13 protein-coding genes are annotated in these 19,883 nt (G+C 64.6%); 4 read left to right on the forward strand and 9 right to left on the reverse strand.

From position 1 onward, the window contains the following. Positions 1-81: 81 nt before the first annotated feature. Entirely contained in the window at positions 82-2,163 is a 2,082-nt protein-coding gene (locus HUU94_RS07010; protein ID WP_174274382.1) for a ParB/RepB/Spo0J family partition protein, read from the reverse strand. A gap of 536 nt (positions 2,164-2,699) precedes the next feature. Between HUU94_RS07010 and HUU94_RS07015 the strand changes: the two genes are divergently transcribed. Then, the gene (locus tag HUU94_RS07015; protein ID WP_174274383.1) at positions 2,700-3,107 is read left to right on the forward strand and encodes a hypothetical protein; all 408 of its coding nucleotides are present in this window, start codon (positions 2,700-2,702) and stop codon (positions 3,105-3,107) included. Here HUU94_RS07015 and HUU94_RS07020 read toward each other — a convergent pair. The 8 genes from HUU94_RS07020 to HUU94_RS07055 form a co-directional block, all read right to left on the reverse strand. Continuing rightward, positions 3,078-5,864, reverse strand: a complete 2,787-nt coding sequence (locus tag HUU94_RS07020; RefSeq protein WP_174274384.1) for a hypothetical protein — start codon at positions 5,862-5,864, stop codon at positions 3,078-3,080. The two genes, HUU94_RS07015 and HUU94_RS07020, sit on opposite strands and share 30 nt — an antisense overlap. Beyond that, positions 5,837-6,676, reverse strand: a complete 840-nt coding sequence (locus HUU94_RS07025; RefSeq protein WP_174274385.1) for a hypothetical protein — start codon at positions 6,674-6,676, stop codon at positions 5,837-5,839. Before HUU94_RS07025 ends, HUU94_RS07020 begins: the two co-directional genes overlap by 28 nt. A 38-nt stretch (positions 6,677-6,714) precedes the next feature. Beyond that, on the reverse strand, positions 6,715-8,787 hold the full coding sequence (locus tag HUU94_RS07030) for an AIPR family protein (protein WP_174274386.1): 2,073 nt from the start codon (positions 8,785-8,787) through the stop codon (positions 6,715-6,717). Further along, entirely contained in the window at positions 8,784-9,764 is a 981-nt protein-coding gene (locus HUU94_RS07035) for a PD-(D/E)XK motif protein (RefSeq protein ID WP_174274387.1), read from the reverse strand. The genes HUU94_RS07030 and HUU94_RS07035 overlap by 4 nt, the downstream gene beginning before the upstream one ends. Then, positions 9,761-12,511 (reverse strand): Z1 domain-containing protein, encoded by a 2,751-nt coding sequence (locus HUU94_RS07040; RefSeq protein WP_217429583.1) that lies wholly within the window; start codon positions 12,509-12,511, stop codon positions 9,761-9,763. Before HUU94_RS07040 ends, HUU94_RS07035 begins: the two co-directional genes overlap by 4 nt. Continuing rightward, a complete protein-coding gene (locus HUU94_RS07045) occupies positions 12,508-13,989 on the reverse strand; it encodes an ATP-binding protein (protein ID WP_174274388.1) in 1,482 nt (493 codons plus the stop codon). Before HUU94_RS07045 ends, HUU94_RS07040 begins: the two co-directional genes overlap by 4 nt. A 144-nt stretch (positions 13,990-14,133) precedes the next feature. Next, positions 14,134-15,612 (reverse strand): DNA cytosine methyltransferase, encoded by a 1,479-nt coding sequence (locus HUU94_RS07050; RefSeq protein ID WP_217429584.1) that lies wholly within the window; start codon positions 15,610-15,612, stop codon positions 14,134-14,136. Continuing rightward, positions 15,609-16,019 carry a very short patch repair endonuclease gene (locus HUU94_RS07055; RefSeq protein ID WP_174274390.1) on the reverse strand — a complete coding sequence of 137 codons (411 nt, stop codon included), beginning with the start codon at positions 16,017-16,019 and terminating at the stop codon, positions 15,609-15,611. Before HUU94_RS07055 ends, HUU94_RS07050 begins: the two co-directional genes overlap by 4 nt. A 343-nt stretch (positions 16,020-16,362) precedes the next feature. On the opposite strand from HUU94_RS07055, the gene phhA reads away from it, so the two are divergent. From phhA to hmgA, 3 genes are read left to right on the forward strand one after another with little or no spacing between them, the layout of a single operon-like run. After that, a complete protein-coding gene (phhA, locus tag HUU94_RS07060) occupies positions 16,363-17,265 on the forward strand; it encodes a phenylalanine 4-monooxygenase (protein ID WP_174274391.1) in 903 nt (300 codons plus the stop codon). Then, positions 17,262-18,302, forward strand: coding sequence for a 4-hydroxyphenylpyruvate dioxygenase (hppD, locus tag HUU94_RS07065; RefSeq protein ID WP_174274392.1), 1,041 nt, complete (start codon positions 17,262-17,264; stop codon positions 18,300-18,302). The genes phhA and hppD overlap by 4 nt, the downstream gene beginning before the upstream one ends. Before the next feature lie 2 nt (positions 18,303-18,304). Continuing rightward, on the forward strand, positions 18,305-19,597 hold the full coding sequence (gene hmgA / locus HUU94_RS07070) for a homogentisate 1,2-dioxygenase (protein ID WP_438827113.1): 1,293 nt from the start codon (positions 18,305-18,307) through the stop codon (positions 19,595-19,597). Positions 19,598-19,883 lie beyond the last annotated feature (286 nt).

Genomic DNA, 19,883 nt, shown 5'->3' on the forward strand with positions numbered 1-19,883 from the left:
GGCCGCGCGCCCACAAGGCGCGCGGCCGATTTCTGGAGCACCAAGAGGACCGGGACCGCTCGCGCGGTCCCGGCCTCCCCGTCATTCGGCAGCGACGGCGTAGGACATTTCGTCCTCAACCTCCGCTCCAGCAGCGGCCTCCACGTCGGACGGCTGGTCGCCGTCCAATATCGTCTCGATCTCGGCCTCGGCCTCCACCGTCTGCGTTTCGGACTGCGCGGTGCGGAGAACAGTCGGCAACCATCCCGTCCCGACAAGAAGCTGCTCGGCGGCTTGCGCCATATCCGGCTTCTTCATGTCGGCGATGCGGGCGGCAGCTTCCTCGGAAACACCCTCCGCCACGGCGGCGGTGATGTGCGCCTTGGTGACGCGGCCAAGGTAGCTGTCCACGGTCGGCGTCCAGTCCTTCGCCAAGTCCAACGCCAGCGCGGTCGCCAGCCGGTCTGCCGTTTGCAACGACCGGGGCTTTCGGTCCCACGGCAGCCGCAGCGCATTGACAGTGCGGGACGCGCAATGCGCCAGCAACGCCAGCCGCTTCTCGTCGTCCAGCCCAACGACGAAACCCCACAGGTCCGCGACGTCGCGCGGCATCCGCTCGGCCCATGCCTCGTGCGCCTCGCTCGCGCGCGCCGCCAACGGGGTGTCCTCGATCCCGTCGGCATGACTGCCAAGCGGGGTCGCGGTCGGGCGAACCTCAAGGCAGCCGGCTTCGGCATAGCTGTAGAACAACTGCGCCGTGAGGGTGTGGGTCAGCGCCACCACCGCGAGGTCGGGCCGTTCGCCAAGCGCAACGCGCAACGCGAGCGTCCGGTGAGCGGACAGGTCGCGGACAAGGCTGTCGGAAATCGGCTTGCCCGGCTCCTCGTCCTCGGCTTCGTCCATCACCTGCTCGGTATCTGGCTGCTTGTCGCCTCCTTCGTGACCGGCCTCATAGGCTTCGCCACCGTCGTCGCCCTCGGCCTGAACCTCGGGCTGCGGGTCCGCCAAGGCAATGTCCTCGGCCCGGACAAAGCCGCGTTCGACCCGCGCCGTGCCGTCGTGATTGAGGATGACGAACACGCCGCCATTGGCGATGACGTTGGGGTCGTAGGCCGACCGCTTTGCCCCGATGGTGTCGATCTCGTCGGAGATACCCTCCAACTTCTCGGCCAAATCCTCGGGCATCTCGTCATACGACGAATAGCCCTCGGCAAGCGCGTCATGCTCGACAGACAGCGCCTCCAGCCGCGCCTCGTCCTCGTCGGACAGGGCAACCGGCAGCGGATGGAAGCGTCGCATCCCGTGAGCGTGAGGATAGTCGATATGCGCCTCGGCCCATTTCCAGCCCTCGGCCTGCACCTCGCCCGCGATGTCGCGCAGCCGTTCGATGGCGAGCGTGTCGAGCAAACCCGCATCCCCGAAATAGCCGACGCCGCCGGAGGTGAACAGGTCGCGGAGAATGACGCCACCCGCTTCCTCATACGCCTCGGCCCCGACGAACACCGCGCGCCGGTCGTCTGCGGACACGTTGCTCGCGGTCATGTCGCGCCGGATAATCCACGGCTCGCGGTTGTGATGCAGATTCTCGAACACCTGCTCCTGCCGGGCATGGTCTTCGGAGATCGCGAACGCCATCAGCTGATCGAGCGTCAGCCCGTTCTCGCGATAAACCTGCAACAGCTTGGGGCTGACCGCGCCAAGGCGAAGCCGCTGCTTCACTACGGTCGCAGACACGCCGAAGCGCGCGCCGATCTCCTCCGCGCCATAGCCCTTGCTCTCCGCCAACTCGCGGAACCGCTCGAACTGATCGGCCGGGTGCATCGCTTCGCGGGTGACGTTCTTGTCTAGGCTGATCTCGGCGGGATCGTTCTCGGTATCGAGATAGCAGCGGATCGGCTGCGTCTTCTTAATCTGCTTGCGCTTTGCGCGAAGCAACTGCGCCAGCCTGCGGCCCTCACCGGCGGTAACGAGATAGTAGCCGGTCGGCGTCCCATCTTCCCGAACCTCCGGCTCGATCACGAGGTTCTGGATCATCCCCTTGTGCTGGATGCTCCCCGCCAGCGCCTCGATGGTCGCTTCGCTGTGCGGCACCTTGCGCGCGTTGTTGGGAGACTTTTTCAGCTTGTTCAGCGGCACGAAAATCTCGACGCCACTGACGGCTTCGGTCTGAACGGTATCGGTCATCTTACTGCTCCTTGGGCTTGGGTTTCGCGCAGCGAAGCGCCGCGCTGAAACCCTGCCCGTCGGCGAGACCGGGGGTGCAACCGGAGTGGGCGGCTTTGCGGGGAACCGGCTGCACGGAACGCGAAGCGTGGAGGAAGCTGGGCGGAAGCCGCTCCGAAGGGCGCCGGGGGCAGAGCCCCAAGCAACCACGCCGCGCCAGCGGCGCCAACGCAAGACGCACCCTTGAGGCGACCGGCCGGCGCGGCGGCGTGCGCGCGGGCCTGGGGGCCAGCCGTCGCCGCGCCCTCCGGGCAGAGCAAGAGTGCCACGCGGTCGCGAAAGCGCGCGCACCCTGTCGGCTTCGTCAGAAGCCGCAGCGTGCGCTCGATTAAAACCGCGTGCCATCCGGGGCGTTGCGGGGCCCCGCCCCGCAGAAGGGGTACGGCCAGACCTTGGCTGGCCGTCAGGGGAAGGCGTTCCCCACCATCTTAATTGGCACCGGCGGAACAGCGCATCGCGGCGGCAACGATACACAACCTTGGTCATAGTCGCTCGGCATGCTGAACATGCGCCTGAAGGACTTCTATGACATCTGGGCGATAGCGGGATCGTTGGCATTCTATGGCGCCGTGCTGTCGCGCGCACTTCAGGCACCTTCGATCGCCGTCAAACCCCGTTGCCCCGCCGAGACGTCTCCGGCGCTCACGCCCGGCTTCGCGCATGAAAAGCAGGCGCAATGGACAGCGTTCCTGCGGCGGACCGAAATCGCGCCGGCGCCCGAACCATTCACAGCCGTTCAGGCGCAGATCGCCAAGTTGGTCATGCCACCCCTTTTAAGGCTCGTCGATGGCGGCAGCTTCAAGGGCAAAATGGCCAATCGCTGGCCCATGGCTAGGTACAGACACGTAGCAATATCTTGCCGGTTGCCAATTTGGTCAGCTGATCACTTCGTTCAGCCGCACTAGATGGTCGAGGATCTGCAGATCGCTTGCGTTTTCGGGCAAACCTGCGGCAACGAGAATCGCCGCATCAAGCGTTTCGATAAGGGGATGGGTCTGCCAAGCGAGCAGATATCGCTCGCCGTCAAATTCGGAAGGGGGAGAACTACGTGTGTCTTCATCGATGTTGCGGATGACGCGCTCAAGAGCGTCTTTGGAGCGACGTAATCTCAACTGCGCCGGCCCGTCGTCGTGCCGCTGGACCTCGAAGGCGTCGGGCATCGGAAAGGTTTCGAATGTCCCGGACACGGAGAAACGCGACATCCAGCTCGTTGACCTCGATGTGGTTGCGCGTGCCCAGACGGCGAACAGTCGGGAAGAAAGCAGCGCGGGCACCGAAGCGTCACCGGCGAACAGAAACATTCGCTGCGAAGGAACCTCATCCCAGTCGATTTCGGCGAGCGCTACCGGAAGCTGTCCGTCTTCGATGACGAATCGTCGCACCTTTCCGTCAGGGACCGTCCAGGCGACCCGGAGATCGCCCGGTCGCTTAGGGGGATATTGCGGGTTCTCCGGGTTCAGACCCAGTTGCTCGCTCAGCGCCAATGCGCCTCCATCTCCCTGCCGACAGGCGGTCTGAAAATCGGCCCAGGGCAGCACGAAGTCCGGGATCGGCGGCTTCAGCTCATCGTTTCCGCGGTTGATCGACGCGCGATAGCGACGGACGCTGTCGAACAGCGTCGATTCCGAAGAAAATCGCCATCTCTCATATTGGTGGCGCTCAAGCCGGATCACGTCGCGGGGGTCGAGCCCACGGGTAGCAAAGCTGCGATTGCCCGGCATTCTGTGCAGCGACGGCAGAGAGATCTCTTCGGGCAACGATCCGGCATCCGACCAGCCTTTCTTGAAGATGCGCGCGATCGCATCGCGGTCGGTGTAGCGCGCAACTGGCCAGTTCTCCTCCGCCGCGACCCGCAGGGTTTCTAGCGACGGCGCTTCCGCCAGTACCATAAGCCGTTCGCTTGGCCCTTCTTTAGAGGCGCGCAGCGTCGCCACCCCGACAGGATGGCGGAGAGAAGCAGTCAGTCTCTCGGGAACGTCCCGCCCAACGCGGTTGCGGCGTATTCCCTTCGGCGCTTCCCGATGACCGATTTCATCGACCACCGCTTCGGCAAACTCCTGAAAACGAGGCCTGCGCCGCAGGATCTGGCCATAGGCGTTGCTCGCGGCCGGCTTCCTGCGCGCTACGTTTCGCATCTCAAAATAGAACGGGAGAGCGACGTCGTCGTGCCCCCCGCGAAGCATGAGAGGTAGTCCGCTAGCCTCCGACGCAAGCTCTGCGGTGTCGGTCAGGGGGTCGGCTCGCTGACCGCTGCGTGCGGCGAAGGTCAGCATCGTCGGCCCGTCATGTCGTCCATTACGCGTCAGATGCCGGCTGACCGGGTTGTCGCCCGCGCACAGCATCGCTGCACCGATCACGCTGTCCGCGATCCGACGGTCCAGCGATCGCCGCTGATTGCCAGACCAGAACGGGGAGCGCGCGATCGACGTGTCGATGATGGTATCGAACCCGAAGTTGGGCTCCTTCGGTGGCGGCCCCATCAGCACATCGGACGGTTCCTCCAGTGGCAACGCCGGTGCGAGGAGTCTGATCTGCGGATGAGATCCCGAGGTGAGCGCACGGCGGACGTCGGCATACTGCCGCGATTTCGCGTTGCCGGTGATGGCGTCATCATCCGCAAGCCAAACGATGGCGCCATATGCCGAGAAATCCTTCGGCATGTTCCTGCCGTCGGCGACGTCGATGGTCGGTCGGCGGCTCGAATCGGGCCAGCCCCTTCGGGAATCGAACTGTCGCACCGAATATTCCGGAACACGGTAAGGGCTGCCGCTTCCCCAGTCGGGCACCCAGTCGGGCGTCTCGACATGCCGGGCGACCCGTTCGGCTCTCGGCCCAGAGAAGATGATCAGAACATCGCTTCCACGGTCCATCCACGCATCATCCCATTCGGTGCGTGGCGGAGGGGCAAAATCCGGCTCCATGACGGCGCTGGTCGGACCGGACAGGCCGATGTCGAGGGCCTCGGCGAGCGCGGCGAGACTCTCGTTCAGCTTGGACAGAACGTCGGCCTTCGCCAGCGCTTCGCCCAATGCCTCAGGAAGTTCAATGCTCATGGTGCCGTCATCGACGTCGACGATCTCGGTCTGCGAGATCAGCGCCCGGATCGTCGGTTTGAGTTCAGCATCGCGCGCGATATGCCGCAGCGCCACCATGGTCCGCTGTCTCAAAAGCGTGTCGCGCAGCCACACATGCGCCTCGTCGGCGCCAAACGCGGCGGTGAGATAGTCGATCGCCGTCCGGGCGATCTCCGCGGTTCCGAGCCGGCCGGAATGCAGTGCAAGATCAAGCAACGTCAACGGCGCATGAGCCCGCATCTCGGGTATCTTGTCCTGCAGCGCATCCAACAACTCATCGGCAGTGCCGACGAGTACGGCGCTCTCCCAGAGAAACACGTCGACCCAATGATCGCCGACGGCGACTTCCTGAAGCTCGGCCTCCGGCAGATGTTCGATCTCATGGGCTTCGTAGATTTCGAACTCGACGATCCTACCGGAATGGTCCGCATCGATCGAGCAGACCGCCGTATACCAAGTGTTGGAGCGAGGCCCCGTCGAGAAACAGGGCAAGGCAAAACCGTGCGGCATGAGCGGGACATACCCCGCCAGGAACAACTTCTGCGGAGAGTCGTCGGCTGTCACAGCAGCTTGTTGTCCGAGAGCCATTTCTTCGCGATCCTTGCAATCTCCTCCTGAAACTCGTTCGGGGCGGTATTGGGCTGCCAGTCGTAGGTCTTCCAGGCCACCTCTTCCGCTTTCAACCGATCCATGAACTGCTTATTCGAGACGCTTGCATCCTCAAGGTACTGCTTGGGCAGGATGGCGAGCAGGACATTGCCTTTGAGCGGGACGTTCTGATCGGTCGCGATCTCCACCGCGGATGCCCGCTTGTCGGGCTGGTTGCTTCCGGTCCGGGCTAGGCGGGCGATGTCGACGAAACCGCGCGTGACGGTCTCATGCTGCGGCACACCGTCAAGAATGTCTCGACGCAGCTCGCCCTCGAAATAGGCGTCCAAAGTCGCGAATGCCCAGCCGATATGGCCCACTGCGGCCTCGTGGCTGGGAGCGAGCTCATAGTCTTCGAGATAATCGTGAGGATCGGCCTGTGGCGCAAAGACCCCGGATTCCGCCCCACCGGTATCGAAGGGGTAGACATGATAGGGCGTGGGCACCGCGTCCGGCGACAGGATGAACACGAAGGGAAAGCGGTTGATCTGGTGGGACTTCGCATCCCCGTCCTTGCGACGATAGGCGGGCCGAAGCACGAAGAAGTACAGCAGCGGCACCTTGCCGAAGACCGGGCATGGGGAGGTCTGCAGCTGCCGGGCGGCCACGATCTCGCGTGCGATGCCGACCGCGGTGACGTGCACGAGCGGGAGCTTGTCCGGCAGTGCGCCCTTGGCCCCCCGGGCGCGCAGCCGCCGGTCTGCTGCGGTACCGCGTCGGCGGGGCAGGCCCCCATTCTTCTTCCCGGCCATCTATCGACGCCCCCGCGGACACCTTGCGATCGCGGCCCTCATGCTTCGACGCCGTCGCGGTCGAGCAATCCAGCCTGTCGCACCGCGTTGATCGCATCGAGCGCAGGTCGCGCCTGTTTGGGTGAAGGCTTGCGCTCCCAACCGCCTGCGGCATAGCTCGCGAGCGTGCGGCAGATCCCGGCGGTCTTCCAGTGAATGGTCTTGGACTGCTGTCCCTTTTCCGCCGCCTCCAGCCAGTCCTGGCTCGAGATTTCCATACATCGCCGCACACGTTCATAATCTTCGGCTGAAAGCTCCTGGGCTTTTCCTGTCGCGCCGGCAGCGGACGCAGTACCGGCGTTGATGAGTTCGGGCGGCAGGGGGTCCGAAAGCGGGGGCAACTGGTCGCGGACCTCGTTCCAGCAGTCTTCCTTCTTGAACCACTCGCCCGGGTTGCGCTGCCCGGCGGTCGTGCGAAGCAGCACATCAATCTGCGGTGCCCACTGGCGGATGAGTCCTTCCAATTCGGGTGAAATAGCCTGTCGCTTCCAGATCCCTTCGAAATCGATGCGGCCGCCCGTCCGGTGCGATAGTCCGGACATAATGTAGGCCACGATCTGTGCGCGATATGCCGGGAACTTCATGAGACGGATCAACCGCTCGGCCGAACGGTACAGCACCGTGATCGCGATGAGCTTGCGAAACCATGCATCGTCAGGGGCAGATGGCGGATTGTCCTTCATCCGTTGCATGAAATACTGGAAATTCTTCTGGCCACCGAGGCACACCCGGAACGGCAGCCCCGACCAGGCGTGGAGGTAACGGGCGAGATCCAGCTTGCTCAGCCGCCGGGTCTTGGGCGTCTGAACGCGGAAGCTCTGCTGATCGGTCTTGCGATAGGACGCCTTCTGCTCAGCGGCCAGATAGGAACCACGGGCACGCTCGTAGAACCAGCGGCCGCGGCCGTCGTCGAGCCACATGTTGTTCGCGAGCGTCTCCACCTCCTGATGAAACGGGTCGCTCGCGGAGAAATCCGCCAGCTGCACCGTATTCTGGCGGTTCGCCGCGCGCGACACCGAGCTCACCATCGTGCTGAGATCGCCGTCCGTGACATGGATGATCTTGACCGGCACCTCGACGCCGTCGAGCCGGATGCTTTCCTTCCAGCGGGCGCGGTGAAGGGAGGCGGTCGTCTGACCACCATTGACGATCTGCAGACCGAGAAGCTTGCTGATATGCTCGCGGCCCATCGCATCCTTTTCCAGGACGATGTCATCGACGGTCGCCACGATGCCGTTGTTGAACGCCATGAACATCGACGGCTGTTCGACGATCGTCCGGCGCAGTTCCGCATTTACGCTTTTGCGGCCCTGAATGCCGAGAAATGCGCGCACGTTCAGCTCGAGCAGTCTGACGCCGTAGCGATGGTAGATGCGTGAGAGCACGTCGCCTGGCAGCACGGCGAGATAGGCCTCGTAACCCCCGTCACCCGGCCGGACGTGGAGGCACGGCAACGTGCCGCCGGTCAGCTGCTTCAGATCGACCGTAATGTCGGAGCGGGTTTCGCCTTCGCCGAGGATCCGGTGCAGCCTGACGATGTCATAGGCGTCATGCTCAACAAGGCGTCCGCCCCACTCCGCATCCTGCGGCAGCGAACTCGGCAGCAGCGCGTCGGTCAGCAGCGTGATCCGGATCGCCGTGATCTTGTCGGCGTCCTGCTCGATCCGGCGCGCGAGGTCGCTGGCGTCGGTGTTGGAAGGCTCAAGTTTGTCGGCGAGTCCGTCGACGGCGGCGCGGGCGAACCGGAGTGCGCGTTCGAATGCCCTCGAAACGTCTGCGGCCGGCAGCTTCGCCGACGGCACATCACCCACATGCAGCGTCGTGAACAAGTCGAGGACACCGCGTTCCTCGTCGAACGCATAGCCGTCGATGCGATAGCTCGCGCGCCCTGAATAGCCTTCCTGATGGAGATCGAAGGCCGCATCCACATGCCCCGCTTCCTCAAGGCGCTCGAGGACGATTCGTGTGAACATCTCGGACGAGAACGGCGTCGGCGCGTCTGGTCCGCTGACGGCGTCCTCAATTTCGTTCGCCAGCCCCTCGGCGAATGCGTTCAATGGGTCGTCGGTCATGTCGAACGGCTCCGGTACGCGTCGATTGTGGTGCTGGAGGGCCCGGCGAAACCTTGGACTGCGGAAAGGTCGAGCGCGTAGCTCGCGTCGATGATCGGGGCAGGCACGGCGGCTCGGGTCAGCCGCGGAAAGGCATCGACGATGCCATAGCAAACGATCTGCTGGAGCCGCGACCGCACGCCCGTTCGGGCGGCGGCGTCATCGGGCTGCAACCCGCGGCGGAGCAGCGCATTGGAGAAATCGCGTCGCATCGCCTGCGACCCGAGCAATCCGTCGATGGTCGCGATCAGCTCGTCCATCGTCTGACCTTGCGGACTCTCTACCAGGCGGACGTGCACCAGATCGAGGCGATCGAGGCCGGTGACGTCCAGCTGATCCAGGGTCGAGATTCGTACCCTCGAGCCTGGCCCCGTGGTGGTCTTCACCTCCAGGGCGTGACCGGCATTCTCAAAATCATGGAGACCATCATCCGGCGCCCGCCACGTCGCCAGCAGTTCCGGCGCGTCGAGAAGGAGCGTGCTCAGCACGTACAGCTCGCCGAGGAGACCGATGACATCTGATCGATCCATGCCGCTGGCAAGCGAACGCAGGAAGAGCCGCCATGCCTCAAGCCGATCCAGGAGCACCGTGAAAGGCTGGCCAGCCTCCGTTCCAGCGCTGAAAGTCAGCAGATCCGCGCACAGAGTCGCGAAGAGATCGCGTCGCCCACGGTCCTCCAACGACAGCACGAGCAGCTGACCTGCTTCGCCAGCCGCGCGAGCGAGCCGCATCCCGCCCACCTCGAAGCCGGCGTCCGCCACACGGCCAGGATCAGGCAGATCGAAGAGCAGACATGGCGAACCGTCCACCACACGCAGAGCGGCGTGGACGTCGAGCTGTGCCGCCTCCTCGATCCGCCGGCTGACGAACTGACGGCCGCCCGTCGCGCCGGCGAGCTCGGCCCAGTATCGCGTCATGCGTTCGATCGTCACCGTCATCGACGGGCCTGCTCGCGCTGCAGGACGGTGTTCTCGACGTAGAACTTTCGGCTTGCCGTGCTGCTTTCAGGAAAGCTGATGACAAGGCCGATAGCAGGCCCGTCGGTGTCGATCAGACCATCTTCGTCGGGATCGAGCGGATAGATGATCAACATGCCGCGGGAACTCGGGCGGATCCGTCGGATGTCCGGACCTGCCGGACGATCGGCTGGCGCGAGCCCTGTCAGGGAACGGGCACGGTTGGTCAACGCGAGAGCCTCCGCAAACTCGTGCTGCGTCAGGTCCATCGCTTCGTCCGGCGGGTTGAGGATCGATTTGACGATGTAGCGATCGGCTGTACTTCGGCGGCTCGCCAACGGTCGACGGATGATGCTGGAGAGGGTGTGGCCGGCGATTTCGATGGTCCGGCCGTCACCTGCCGCGACCAGGACGCTCCATTCCGACAGTTCCGACGGAGACTGGCGCAACTGCGTCTCGACATAGGTCGCGAGCCGCATCGCCTCGATCTCGGTGTTCTCCGGCGGAAAGGTCAGTGTCCGAAGATAGGCAGCAACGGCCTCTCCCGAGACGCCGCGCCAGAGGAGACCGGCTGCCGTTCCCCCGTCGGGGCGTGGTGCGCCGTCTTCTGGCGGGTCGAGCGATTCCAGGAAGGTTTCGGTCGCGGCGACATTCTGCTCAAGAACACCGCGCTCGGTGTACATCACCGTCTGGATCTTACCCTCGCCGGCATAGCCGGTGGGCCGTTCCACGGCATGGCGCTGCTTGTTGGAGGCGGTGACCGTCATCACACTGTGAGATTCGACCCGCAGGCCGTAATCCTTCGGCGTCTGCAGCATCAGACGCATGTGGGCGAAGTCGGCGCGGAGATCCTTGCTGGCAGTGGCGACGTGGCGGAACCAGTCTTCCATGTCCGGGGTGGTGTAGAGGCGGCAGATGTCCGCGAAGCCGCGTCGATAGCCGAACCACCGCCCCATCTGCAGCAGGCTGTCATACTGCTTGGTGATCCGCAGGAAGTAGCTGACGCTGAGACCCTCAAGCGTCAGACCGCGCGAGAGCTTGTCGCCGCCGATCGCGATCACCGAAAGCCCGGTTTCCTTGTAGCGGTCATAGTCCAGACCTGCCTTGGAGCGGCCATTGGCGACGATGACCTGGATCTTGTCGCCCGAATCCGCGAGCGCGCGCCGGACATCCGCCCATTCGACGGGCACGATGCCGCGATCGAACACCGTGCCCGTCAGTGCCGCGCCGGTGGGCACGAAGTCCGAGGTCCAAAGAGCTTCGAGTTCGGCAAGCGTCTCCGCATCGTTGCCGGAAATCCGGGCGCGGAGATCGTCAAGATAGCGGATGACCTGCGCATAGACCTGATCGTGCACGTCGACGTATCGCGACACGTGGATCAGCATCGAGTTGTGGGCGGTCGGCCTGCCCCGTGCCACCCGGACCGCGCATCCAATGACGAAACACCGGACGGCCTCCCGCAACGTCGGGGGGAGCTCGTCGCGGCCTTCGAAGCGAGGTCGCAGCGTCTTGTCATGAACGTCGGGAATCCAGGATTCAGCCGCTTGGTTGACGTAGCGGATCAACGGCAATCCGGCGTGTGCGCCGTCATTCGTGCCGAACACCGCTGCCGGTCCGAAATAGTCGTCAGGAGGCGTCAGCGAGAAGATGAACGTCGAGGGGAAGAGGTCGAAGCCATAGGCGTCGGCGGCGCGCTCGTCGTGGATCAGGATATTGGCGAACGGCGTCGCCGTGTAGGCGACATAGGCTGACCGCGCGAATGACCCGAGCAGCTTGCGGATCTCACCGTTGATCTTGGTCGGATCATAGTCCTCATCGAACGTGCCGTCGGGCAGCGTGGGTTGATCCTTGGTGTCGATCGAGGCCTGATCCGCCTCGTCGTCGATCAGGAGGAGCGGCGCCGCTCGGAAATCCTCGCGCAGCTTTCGGATCCAGCCGTTGAGATTGCGAAGGATGGTCGCGTTCTTCTTGACGACGAACAGGCAGGGTTGATCGAGCGGAGCGAAATTCGCCTGCCGCGCGAAGGCGATGTTGAAGTCACCGTTCGATGCTGCATGGGTCAGGCTGCCCACGGGCAGAGGCGGCGGCATCAGTCCGACGCCGATCGCCCTCATGCGGCCGTCAGCCTGCTGATCGGGACGGGTATCATATCCGAGAAAGTCGAGTTCCATGCGGAACTGGGTCTGGAGCCGCAGCAGATTGTGCATGCCGGCAAGCACAATGATGACGCGGTAGCCGGCATCCACCGCGCGGTTGATGACCCCGGCATAATGCGCGGTCTTCCCGGACTGGACGTCGCCGACGACCAGACCGCGCCAGTTCCACGGCCCGTCACGGGTCGGATCATCAAGGAGTTCGACGACGCGCGCCGTGCTGTCGCGAAGCTCTCCCACGGATTGGACCGGCCACTCATCCTCGGCGAGCTTCTGAAGATAGCGGCTCATGAAGGGGCCGGGCTTCCGACGGTCGCCGACATACCATTCAGACGGCAGCGTGCGATCGACGAGCCCGATGGCCGCGCCCTGCTGTACCACATAGGCGATCTCGAGAACGCGCATGATGTCGGCGATCTCGATGGCGGCGAAGACGCGACCTGTTCGCCGCTCGACCATCGGTCGGACGGCGTCGATCGCCTCGCTGATCGCCCCGCGCTCGATCGGTTGATCGTCGGTCGACGTCAGCAGCTGTCGCGCCATGTTGAGCAGCGTGGTCTTGGGATCGTTGCTCACGGATGCTCCTTCAGATGTACGAGGACCCGCGCCCGGACGGCCGGCGTGTCAATGCGAAGTGTCTTGAGAAGCGCGTCGAGCAGGTCTTCCGAGGCGCCTTTGGCCGACGATCGCAGGACGAGCGCCAATTCGTCGACGAGGGCGGGATCAACGGGTTCCTGAGCGGTCGCCTCATCGGCGCCTTCGGAGACGTCGAGCCAGATGCGCTCGATCGGCACCGAGCGCTCTATCAACGTCAACGCAGCTGAGAACAGCCCTGGATCGAACGTGGCCGGATCGGACAGTCTCGTGATCACCGGATGATCGCGCGCGATGCGATAGCGCCGCTTTCCCGACAGTCGTTCTTCGACCCAGAGTCCCGCCACGTCTGCAGGGCGGGAAGGCCCACGCACATTGCCGCCACGCCACGCGAAGACCTCGCGCGCCACCTCCCTGCAGGTTGCCCCGATCCCCGAGAGCCTCGCCCGCATCGCGGCGGGCGGGCGCGCGGCCGACTTCCTCACGTCGATGCGCCACGCCGCGTCGGCCTTTGACGGCAGATCGACGGCGATGCGCGCCAAGCGGCTGCTTTCCTCCTTGGTCCAGGCGCGGGAGCCGCCGAGGCCGAGCCAGCTGCCCGCGACGACGAGGCGCTTCGCCCGATAGACATAGAATCCCTGCCGTTCCGCCCAACTGCCCGGACCACCCGCCGCCGCGTATTCCGCTTCATTCGCGAACCGGTCGCGATGTGGCAGGACGAAGGGCGCTACGTGGACGCCGGCGGAGCCGCTTCCGACCCGTCCCGCTGCGAGCGTTCTGGTTGCAGGATGGGTGCGCAGCATGGGATCCCAGCCCTCCACGGCGCGCTCGTTGACCACGATCGCCAGACGGCGGGCATCCAGCGAAAGGAAGCGGTGGAAGACCATCGCAAAATGCGCTCGAACGTCCTGGATCTTCGCGTAGAAGCCCTCCTCGTCCAGACCGTAAAGTCCTCCGATTTCGTCCATTGCTTCAAGGACCAGCATGGTCCCGCTGACGTTTCGCTCCAGTGTGGTGAGCTGCTTGATGCCGATCGGCATCACCTCGGTCTGTACCGTCCATCGATCCGTCCGGCGGACCTCGTCGACATCCCACATCATGCTGTGCGTGATGCCGTCCTGGCGCGAGATGACGGTGAGCCGCCTGCATTGTGAGAGCGATGCCGTCTTCAGGCCCAGGCCGAAACGGCCGAGGTCGTCGGGGTCCCGGTCCACCGATGGCCCCACGCCGCCGAAGCGCATCGCCTCTTCAAGCTTGTCCGGCGCCATGCCCCGACCATCGTCGAGCAGGATGATTCTCGGATCGCCATCATTCCATTCGATATCTAGTGAAATGACGCCGGCGCCGGCTGCGATGCTGTTGTCGACGAGATCTGCAAGGGCGGTTTCCGGGGAATAGCCCAGGCCGCGCAGGGACTGCAGCAACGCCGACGCCGTCGGAATGATGTCAAGCTGCGGCAATCTTCTGCATCCCCCCGGATTTACTGTGCTGTTCCGTCGGTTATTGACCGCCGCACGGTCCCTGTCGACGGCCAGCGTTGATTTCTCCCGAAATGAACCAATCTGCCGGCGTGTTCTATTGACGCGCAGCTAGGCACATGAAGGTCACGCCGCGCGCCTGCGACTGCCTGCAAGAACCGCCCGCGCGGCGCCGGCCGCAAGCTCTGCCTTCAGATGACGCGCGACCGCCAATGCCAGGAGCGGAGGCACCGCGTTCCCGATCTGACGGAACGCGGCATTCATCGCGCCCGCGAATCGGAACCCGTCGGGGAAGGACTGCAGACGCGCCGCCTCCCGCACCGACACGGTGCGCTGCTGCCTGCTGTCCCAGTGGATATGGGAATAGGTGTCCTTGCCCATATGCGCGGTCAGCGTGCGCGACGGGGAGGTAGGTTCCAGCTTCCACCATTTGTTCGGGAACTTGCCCGGGTCGTAAGGTGGCACGCAGCTGCGCCGCGCTTCCTCGTAGCGGATGCTGCCCCTGCGGGGACGGGACTGTTCGGCCTTCAGCTTCTCGGCAAAGATCTCCTCGGCGATCTTGAGCGCCGTCGGGTAGTCAGCGCCGGTCGGCATCCGGCGGAAGATCGCGAAGTCGCGCGGAGTCAGGCGCACGACGTGGCCGTCAACCTGGGAGCCGGTGCCGAAGCCCTGCCATTTGCGCATCTGAGTGGCATAGGATGGCAGGGAAGCCGACGAGCGATAGGGCAGAAAATCGCCAACCTTACGTCGCCGCATGGTGACGGGATCGCGATAATGCTCCGAGATATAGGGGAGGTCCGATAGTGCCGCCTTCACCGACACGGCGCCGGGCAGACCATCCGCGGCCACCGGAATCGGATGAAAATGCGAGTTGTGGGTCGGAATATATTTGAGCGCGACCGTCCGGGCACCCTCGTAGCCCGATGGCAGCTCAGCCGCGTGGCTCGGTGCGGGAAAAGTCGGCACATATCCAAGCCTGCGATCGACGGCGACGAGAAACAGACGCTCACGAAGCTGGGGTACGCCATAGAATGCGGCATTGAGGAGCGTGTAGCGCGTCTCATACCCCATCTCATCGAGAGTTTCGCAGATCTCCTCGGGAATGTTGTGGCCGCCGAAATTCAGGATGTCAGGAACATTCTCGATCAGGATCACGACGGGCTGGACCGTTTCGACATATTCGAGAAAGCGTCGATACAGCTGCGCGCGCGGATCGTTGCGGAACGCCTCGTCGTCTCCCGTGATGGAGCGCAGCTTCGACCGTCCTATGCGCGCAAACGCCTGACAGGGCAGCCCGGCGGCAAGAATGTCGAACGCCTCGCCTGGATCGCCGAGATTCAGATCGGCCGCCAACGTCTCAGGGCCGCACGCGACCATGTCCCGAGGCGCGGTCCAAGCCTCCGACGCGCCGTCGGACGGCGCGAGATTCATGGAATAGCTGGCGGCGGCGGTCTGATCGCTTTCGACATGGGCTACAAGTTGAAAGCCCGCGGTCTGCAGCCCAAGCGACATTCCGCCGCAGCCCGAACACAGCTCGAGCACGCGTGGTGCAACGCCATCGGCGATGCGCTCTATCTTCGTCAGACGCAGTGCGGACGAGATCACGCCGCGTCCACCACGAGATGCCTGAGCCGATCCGGCAGGTCGGCCGCCGATGCCTCGCATTCCCAGACGATGACGGGATCCCAGCCAGCGGCGAGAAGTTTTGCCTGCGCGGCGACATCCCGCTCGACGTTGCGGGCGAACTTCTGCTGCCAGAAGGCGGCGTTCGACTTCGGCGTGTAGGCCTTTCGGCACTCTGAATGCCGATGCCAGAAACAGCCGTGCACGAACATTGCCTTACGGCGCCGGACGAAGACGAGATCCGGGCTGCCAGGAAGGTCCTTGCGGTGGAGTCGGAAACGCAGTCCCAACGAATGTGCGACCCGCCGCACCATCATCTCAGGCTTCGTATTCTTGCCGCGGATTCTGGACATGATGACGGAGCGCTGCTCCTTCGTCACCGTATCCATTCCGCGTTCCCCTGCTGTTCCTGCCCTACCATAATGAGAAACGGTGTAACGCGCCAGCGTCACTGTCTGACCTGCGAGCGAAAGGCGCTGGGAGCATAACCAAAAAGCAGTATCCCAGGTGAGCAGCTTCGAAAGGGTGTCAGGCGGCCCGAGCTCCTATGCTCCACGCACATTTAAGGACATTGGTGATTGCCCGGTGATTACAATGGCTAAATACGTCGGCAAAAATTCCGTATTTTTCGTATTTATTTCAGATCGATACGGCGGATTTAGGTCTGAGGTGTGGTACTTCCGATATCGGCGTATTTAGCCGGCGACGTGGAATTTCCGAGATGATGGCACCATGGCGATAGCAGAGCTCGAGCGCCCGGCGGGCACCGCCGCGGACTGGACCGTCCCGCAAAATTGGTCGCGCTACACCGCGGTAGAGCATGCGACCTGGGACAGGCTGTTCGCGCGGCAGGCCCGCATGCTGCCCGGACGCGTGGTGCCCGAATTCCTCGCCGGACTCGATATATTGCGCCTGTCCAGGCCGGGCATCCCCGACTTCGCGGAACTCTCCGAACGGCTGATGGCGGCGACCGGATGGCGGGTCGTCGCCGTGCCCGGCCTGATCCCCGACGAAATCTTCTTCGATCACCTCGCCAACCGGCGTTTCGTCGCGGGCAATTTCATCCGCGCGCCGGAACAGCTCGACTATCTGCGCGAGCCCGACGTCTTCCACGACATATTCGGCCATGTCCCGCTGCTCGCCGACCCGGTCTTCGCCGATTATATGGAGGCCTATGGGCGCGGCGGCCGGCGCGCCGCAGGGCTCGGCGCCATCGAGAAGCTCGCGCGGCTCTACTGGTACACGGTCGAGTTCGGCCTGATCCGCGCCGGCGACGATCTCAGGATCTACGGCGCCGGCATCGTTTCGTCCTTCGGCGAATCGACCTTCGCGCTGGACGATCCTTCGCCCCATCGCCTCGGCTTCGATCTGAAGCGCCTGATGCGGACGAAGTATCGCATCGACGATTATCAGCAGAGCTACTTCGTCATCGACAGCTTCCACGATCTCCTCCGCCAGACGCTGGAGACCGACTTCACGCCGCTGTACGAGGAGGTCGGTCGCGAGCCCGCGATCGAGGTCGAGACGATCCTGCCCGGCGACAAGGTCTATACGCGCGGCACCCAGGCCCATGCGCGCGGGCCTTCGCACCGCGCCGGCCCCGTTTCCGGCGAAGGAAGAGGATCGGATTTATGACCGGCGACAATGGCAATCCGCTCGGCCTGGACGGGTTCGAGTTCGTCGAGTTCACCTCGCCCGATCCGGATGCGATGGCGGCGCAGTTCGCGCAGCTCGGCTTTGTCGCGTCGCACCGGCATCCGACCAAGAACGTCACCCGCTACCGCCAGGGCCGCATCAACCTGATGCTCAACCGCGATGCCGACGGCCGCGTCGCCGCGTTCCGGGGCGAGCACGGTCCGTCGGCCAGCGCGATGGCGTTCCGCGTCGCCGATCCGGCGGCGGCGATGGCGTGGGCGCTCGCGCATGGCGCCAAGCCCACGATCGAGGACGATACCGTGATCCAGGGGATCGGCGGCTCCTACCTCTATTTCATCGGGGCCGGCAGCGATCCCTATGCCGATTGGGCCGAGCTGCCCGGCTGGCGCGAGGCGGCGGCCGCCAACGGCGTCGGGCTCGATCTGCTCGATCACCTGACGCACAATGTGAAGCGCGGGCAGATGCGCGTGTGGAGCGAATTCTACCGGACTTTGTTCGGGTTCGAGGAGCAGAAATATTTCGACATCAAGGGCAAGGCGACGGGGCTGTTCAGCCAGGCGATGATCGCGCCGGACCGGGCGATCCGCATCCCGCTCAACGAAAGCCAGGACGACAAGAGCCAGATCGAGGAGTTCATCCGCGACTATAACGGCGAAGGCATCCAGCATCTCGCGCTGACCACCGCCGACATCCACGCCACGGTGGAGAAGCTCCGCGCGCGCGGCGTCCGCCTCCAGGATACGATCGACACTTATTACGAACTGGTCGACAAGCGCGTGCCCGGCCACGGCGAGGATCTCGCGCGCCTCAGGGCCAACCGCATCCTGATCGACGGCGACGTCGAGCGCGAGGGGCTGCTGCTCCAGATCTTCACCGAGCCGATGTTCGGGCCGATCTTCTTCGAGATCATCCAGCGCAAGGGCAACGAAGGCTTCGGCAACGGCAATTTCCAGGCGCTCTACGAATCGATCGAGCTCGACCAGATCCGCCGCGGCGTCGTCACGGTCGACGGCTGAAGATGGACGAAGGCCTCATGACCGGCTTCGGCAACAGCTTCGCCACCGAGGCGGTGGCGGGCGCGCTGCCGATCGGGCGGAACAGTCCGCAGCATGCGCCTTTCGGCCTCTATGCCGAACAGCTTTCCGGCACCGCCTTCACCGCGCCGCGATCCGAGAACCGGCGATCCTGGCTCTATCGGATGCGCCCCGCCGCCGACCACCCGCCGTTCGGTCCGTATCGCGGCGCCACGCTGCTGCGCACCGCGCCGTTCGACGAAGTCGCGCCCAGCCCCAACCGGCTTCGCTGGGACCCGCTGCCGCTGCCGCCAACCCCGACCGATTTCGTCGACGGCCTCGTCACCGTCTGCGGCAACGGCGATGTCGCGGTCGGCGGCGGCTGCGCGGTCCACCTCTACGCGGCGACCGCGTCGATGACGGGCCGCGCCTTCTTCGATGCGGACGGGGAGCTGCTGATCGTCCCGCAACAGGGCGCGCTGCGGCTCGTCACCGAACTGGGCGTGATCGAGGTGGCGCCGCTCCAGATCGCGCTGGTGCCGCGCGGGATACGCTTCCGCGTCGAGCTGCTGGACGAAGCGGCGCGCGGCTATGTCTGCGAGAATTACGGCGCGCCCTTTCGTCTGCCCGAGCTCGGGCCGATCGGTTCGAACGGGCTCGCCAACGCGCGCGATTTCGAGACGCCCCGCGCCGGGTTCGAGGATGTCGATACGCCCTGCGAACTGATCCAGAAATTCCAGGGGGCCCTATGGTCGACCACGCTCGATCATTCGCCGTTCGATGTCGTCGCGTGGCACGGCAATCTCGCGCCTTGGCGCTACGACCTGCGCCGCTTCAACACGATCAACACGGTGAGCTTCGATCATCCCGATCCCTCGATCTTCACGGTCCTCACCAGCCCGTCCGAAACGCCGGGCACCGCGAACGCCGATTTCGTGATCTTCCCGCCGCGCTGGATGGTCGCCGAGGGCACGTTCCGCCCGCCCTGGTTCCACCGCAACGTGATGAGCGAATATATGGGCCTGATCGAGGGGCGATACGATGCCAAGGACGGCGGCTTCGCGCCCGGCGGCGGATCGCTCCACAACCAGATGAACGGCCACGGTCCCGATCGCGCGAGCTACGACAAGGCGATCGCCGCCGATCCCGCGCCGGTGCGGATCGCCGACACGATGGCGTTCATGGTCGAGAGCCGGAATGTGCTGCGTCCCACGCGCTGGGCGGCCGAGACCCCGCTCCGCCAGCCCGATTATGACGGCGTCTGGTCGGGGTTCGAGAAAGCGAGGCTGCCGCGATGATACCGATCGTCGACGAGACGCATGCGCCGACGCTGCGGAGCTGGGTCGCCGGCGCCTCGGACCATGCCGACTTTCCGATCCAGAACCTGCCGCTCGGCATCTTCTCGGCGGGCGACGGCCCGCGCGGCGGCATCGCGATCGGGGAGATGATCCTCGATCTCGCCCGCCTCGCCGAAAGCGGCCTTCTGGAAGGCGAGGCGGCGGAGGCGGCGCGATCGGCGGCGGGCGCGACGCTCAACCCCTTGCTCGCGCTCGGCGCGGGGCCAGATCGGAAGAGCGTCGTGTA

Source organism: Sphingomonas bacterium (assembly GCF_903644055.1).
In the GTDB taxonomy this organism is placed as follows: domain Bacteria; phylum Pseudomonadota; class Alphaproteobacteria; order Sphingomonadales; family Sphingomonadaceae; genus Sphingomonas_I.

Coding starts and splice junctions, on each gene's coding strand:
- HUU94_RS07010 (WP_174274382.1), bottom strand. CDS start 2,163: ATGACCGATACCGTTCAGACCGAAGCCGTCAGTGGCGTCGAGATTTTC.
- HUU94_RS07015 (WP_174274383.1), top strand. CDS start 2,700: ATGCTGAACATGCGCCTGAAGGACTTCTATGACATCTGGGCGATAGCG.
- HUU94_RS07020 (WP_174274384.1), bottom strand. CDS start 5,864: ATGGCTCTCGGACAACAAGCTGCTGTGACAGCCGACGACTCTCCGCAG.
- HUU94_RS07025 (WP_174274385.1), bottom strand. CDS start 6,676: ATGGCCGGGAAGAAGAATGGGGGCCTGCCCCGCCGACGCGGTACCGCA.
- HUU94_RS07030 (WP_174274386.1), bottom strand. CDS start 8,787: ATGACCGACGACCCATTGAACGCATTCGCCGAGGGGCTGGCGAACGAA.
- HUU94_RS07035 (WP_174274387.1), bottom strand. CDS start 9,764: ATGACGGTGACGATCGAACGCATGACGCGATACTGGGCCGAGCTCGCC.
- HUU94_RS07055 (WP_174274390.1), bottom strand. CDS start 16,019: ATGGATACGGTGACGAAGGAGCAGCGCTCCGTCATCATGTCCAGAATC.
- phhA (WP_174274391.1), top strand. CDS start 16,363: ATGGCGATAGCAGAGCTCGAGCGCCCGGCGGGCACCGCCGCGGACTGG.
- hppD (WP_174274392.1), top strand. CDS start 17,262: ATGACCGGCGACAATGGCAATCCGCTCGGCCTGGACGGGTTCGAGTTC.
- hmgA (WP_438827113.1), top strand. CDS start 18,305: ATGGACGAAGGCCTCATGACCGGCTTCGGCAACAGCTTCGCCACCGAG.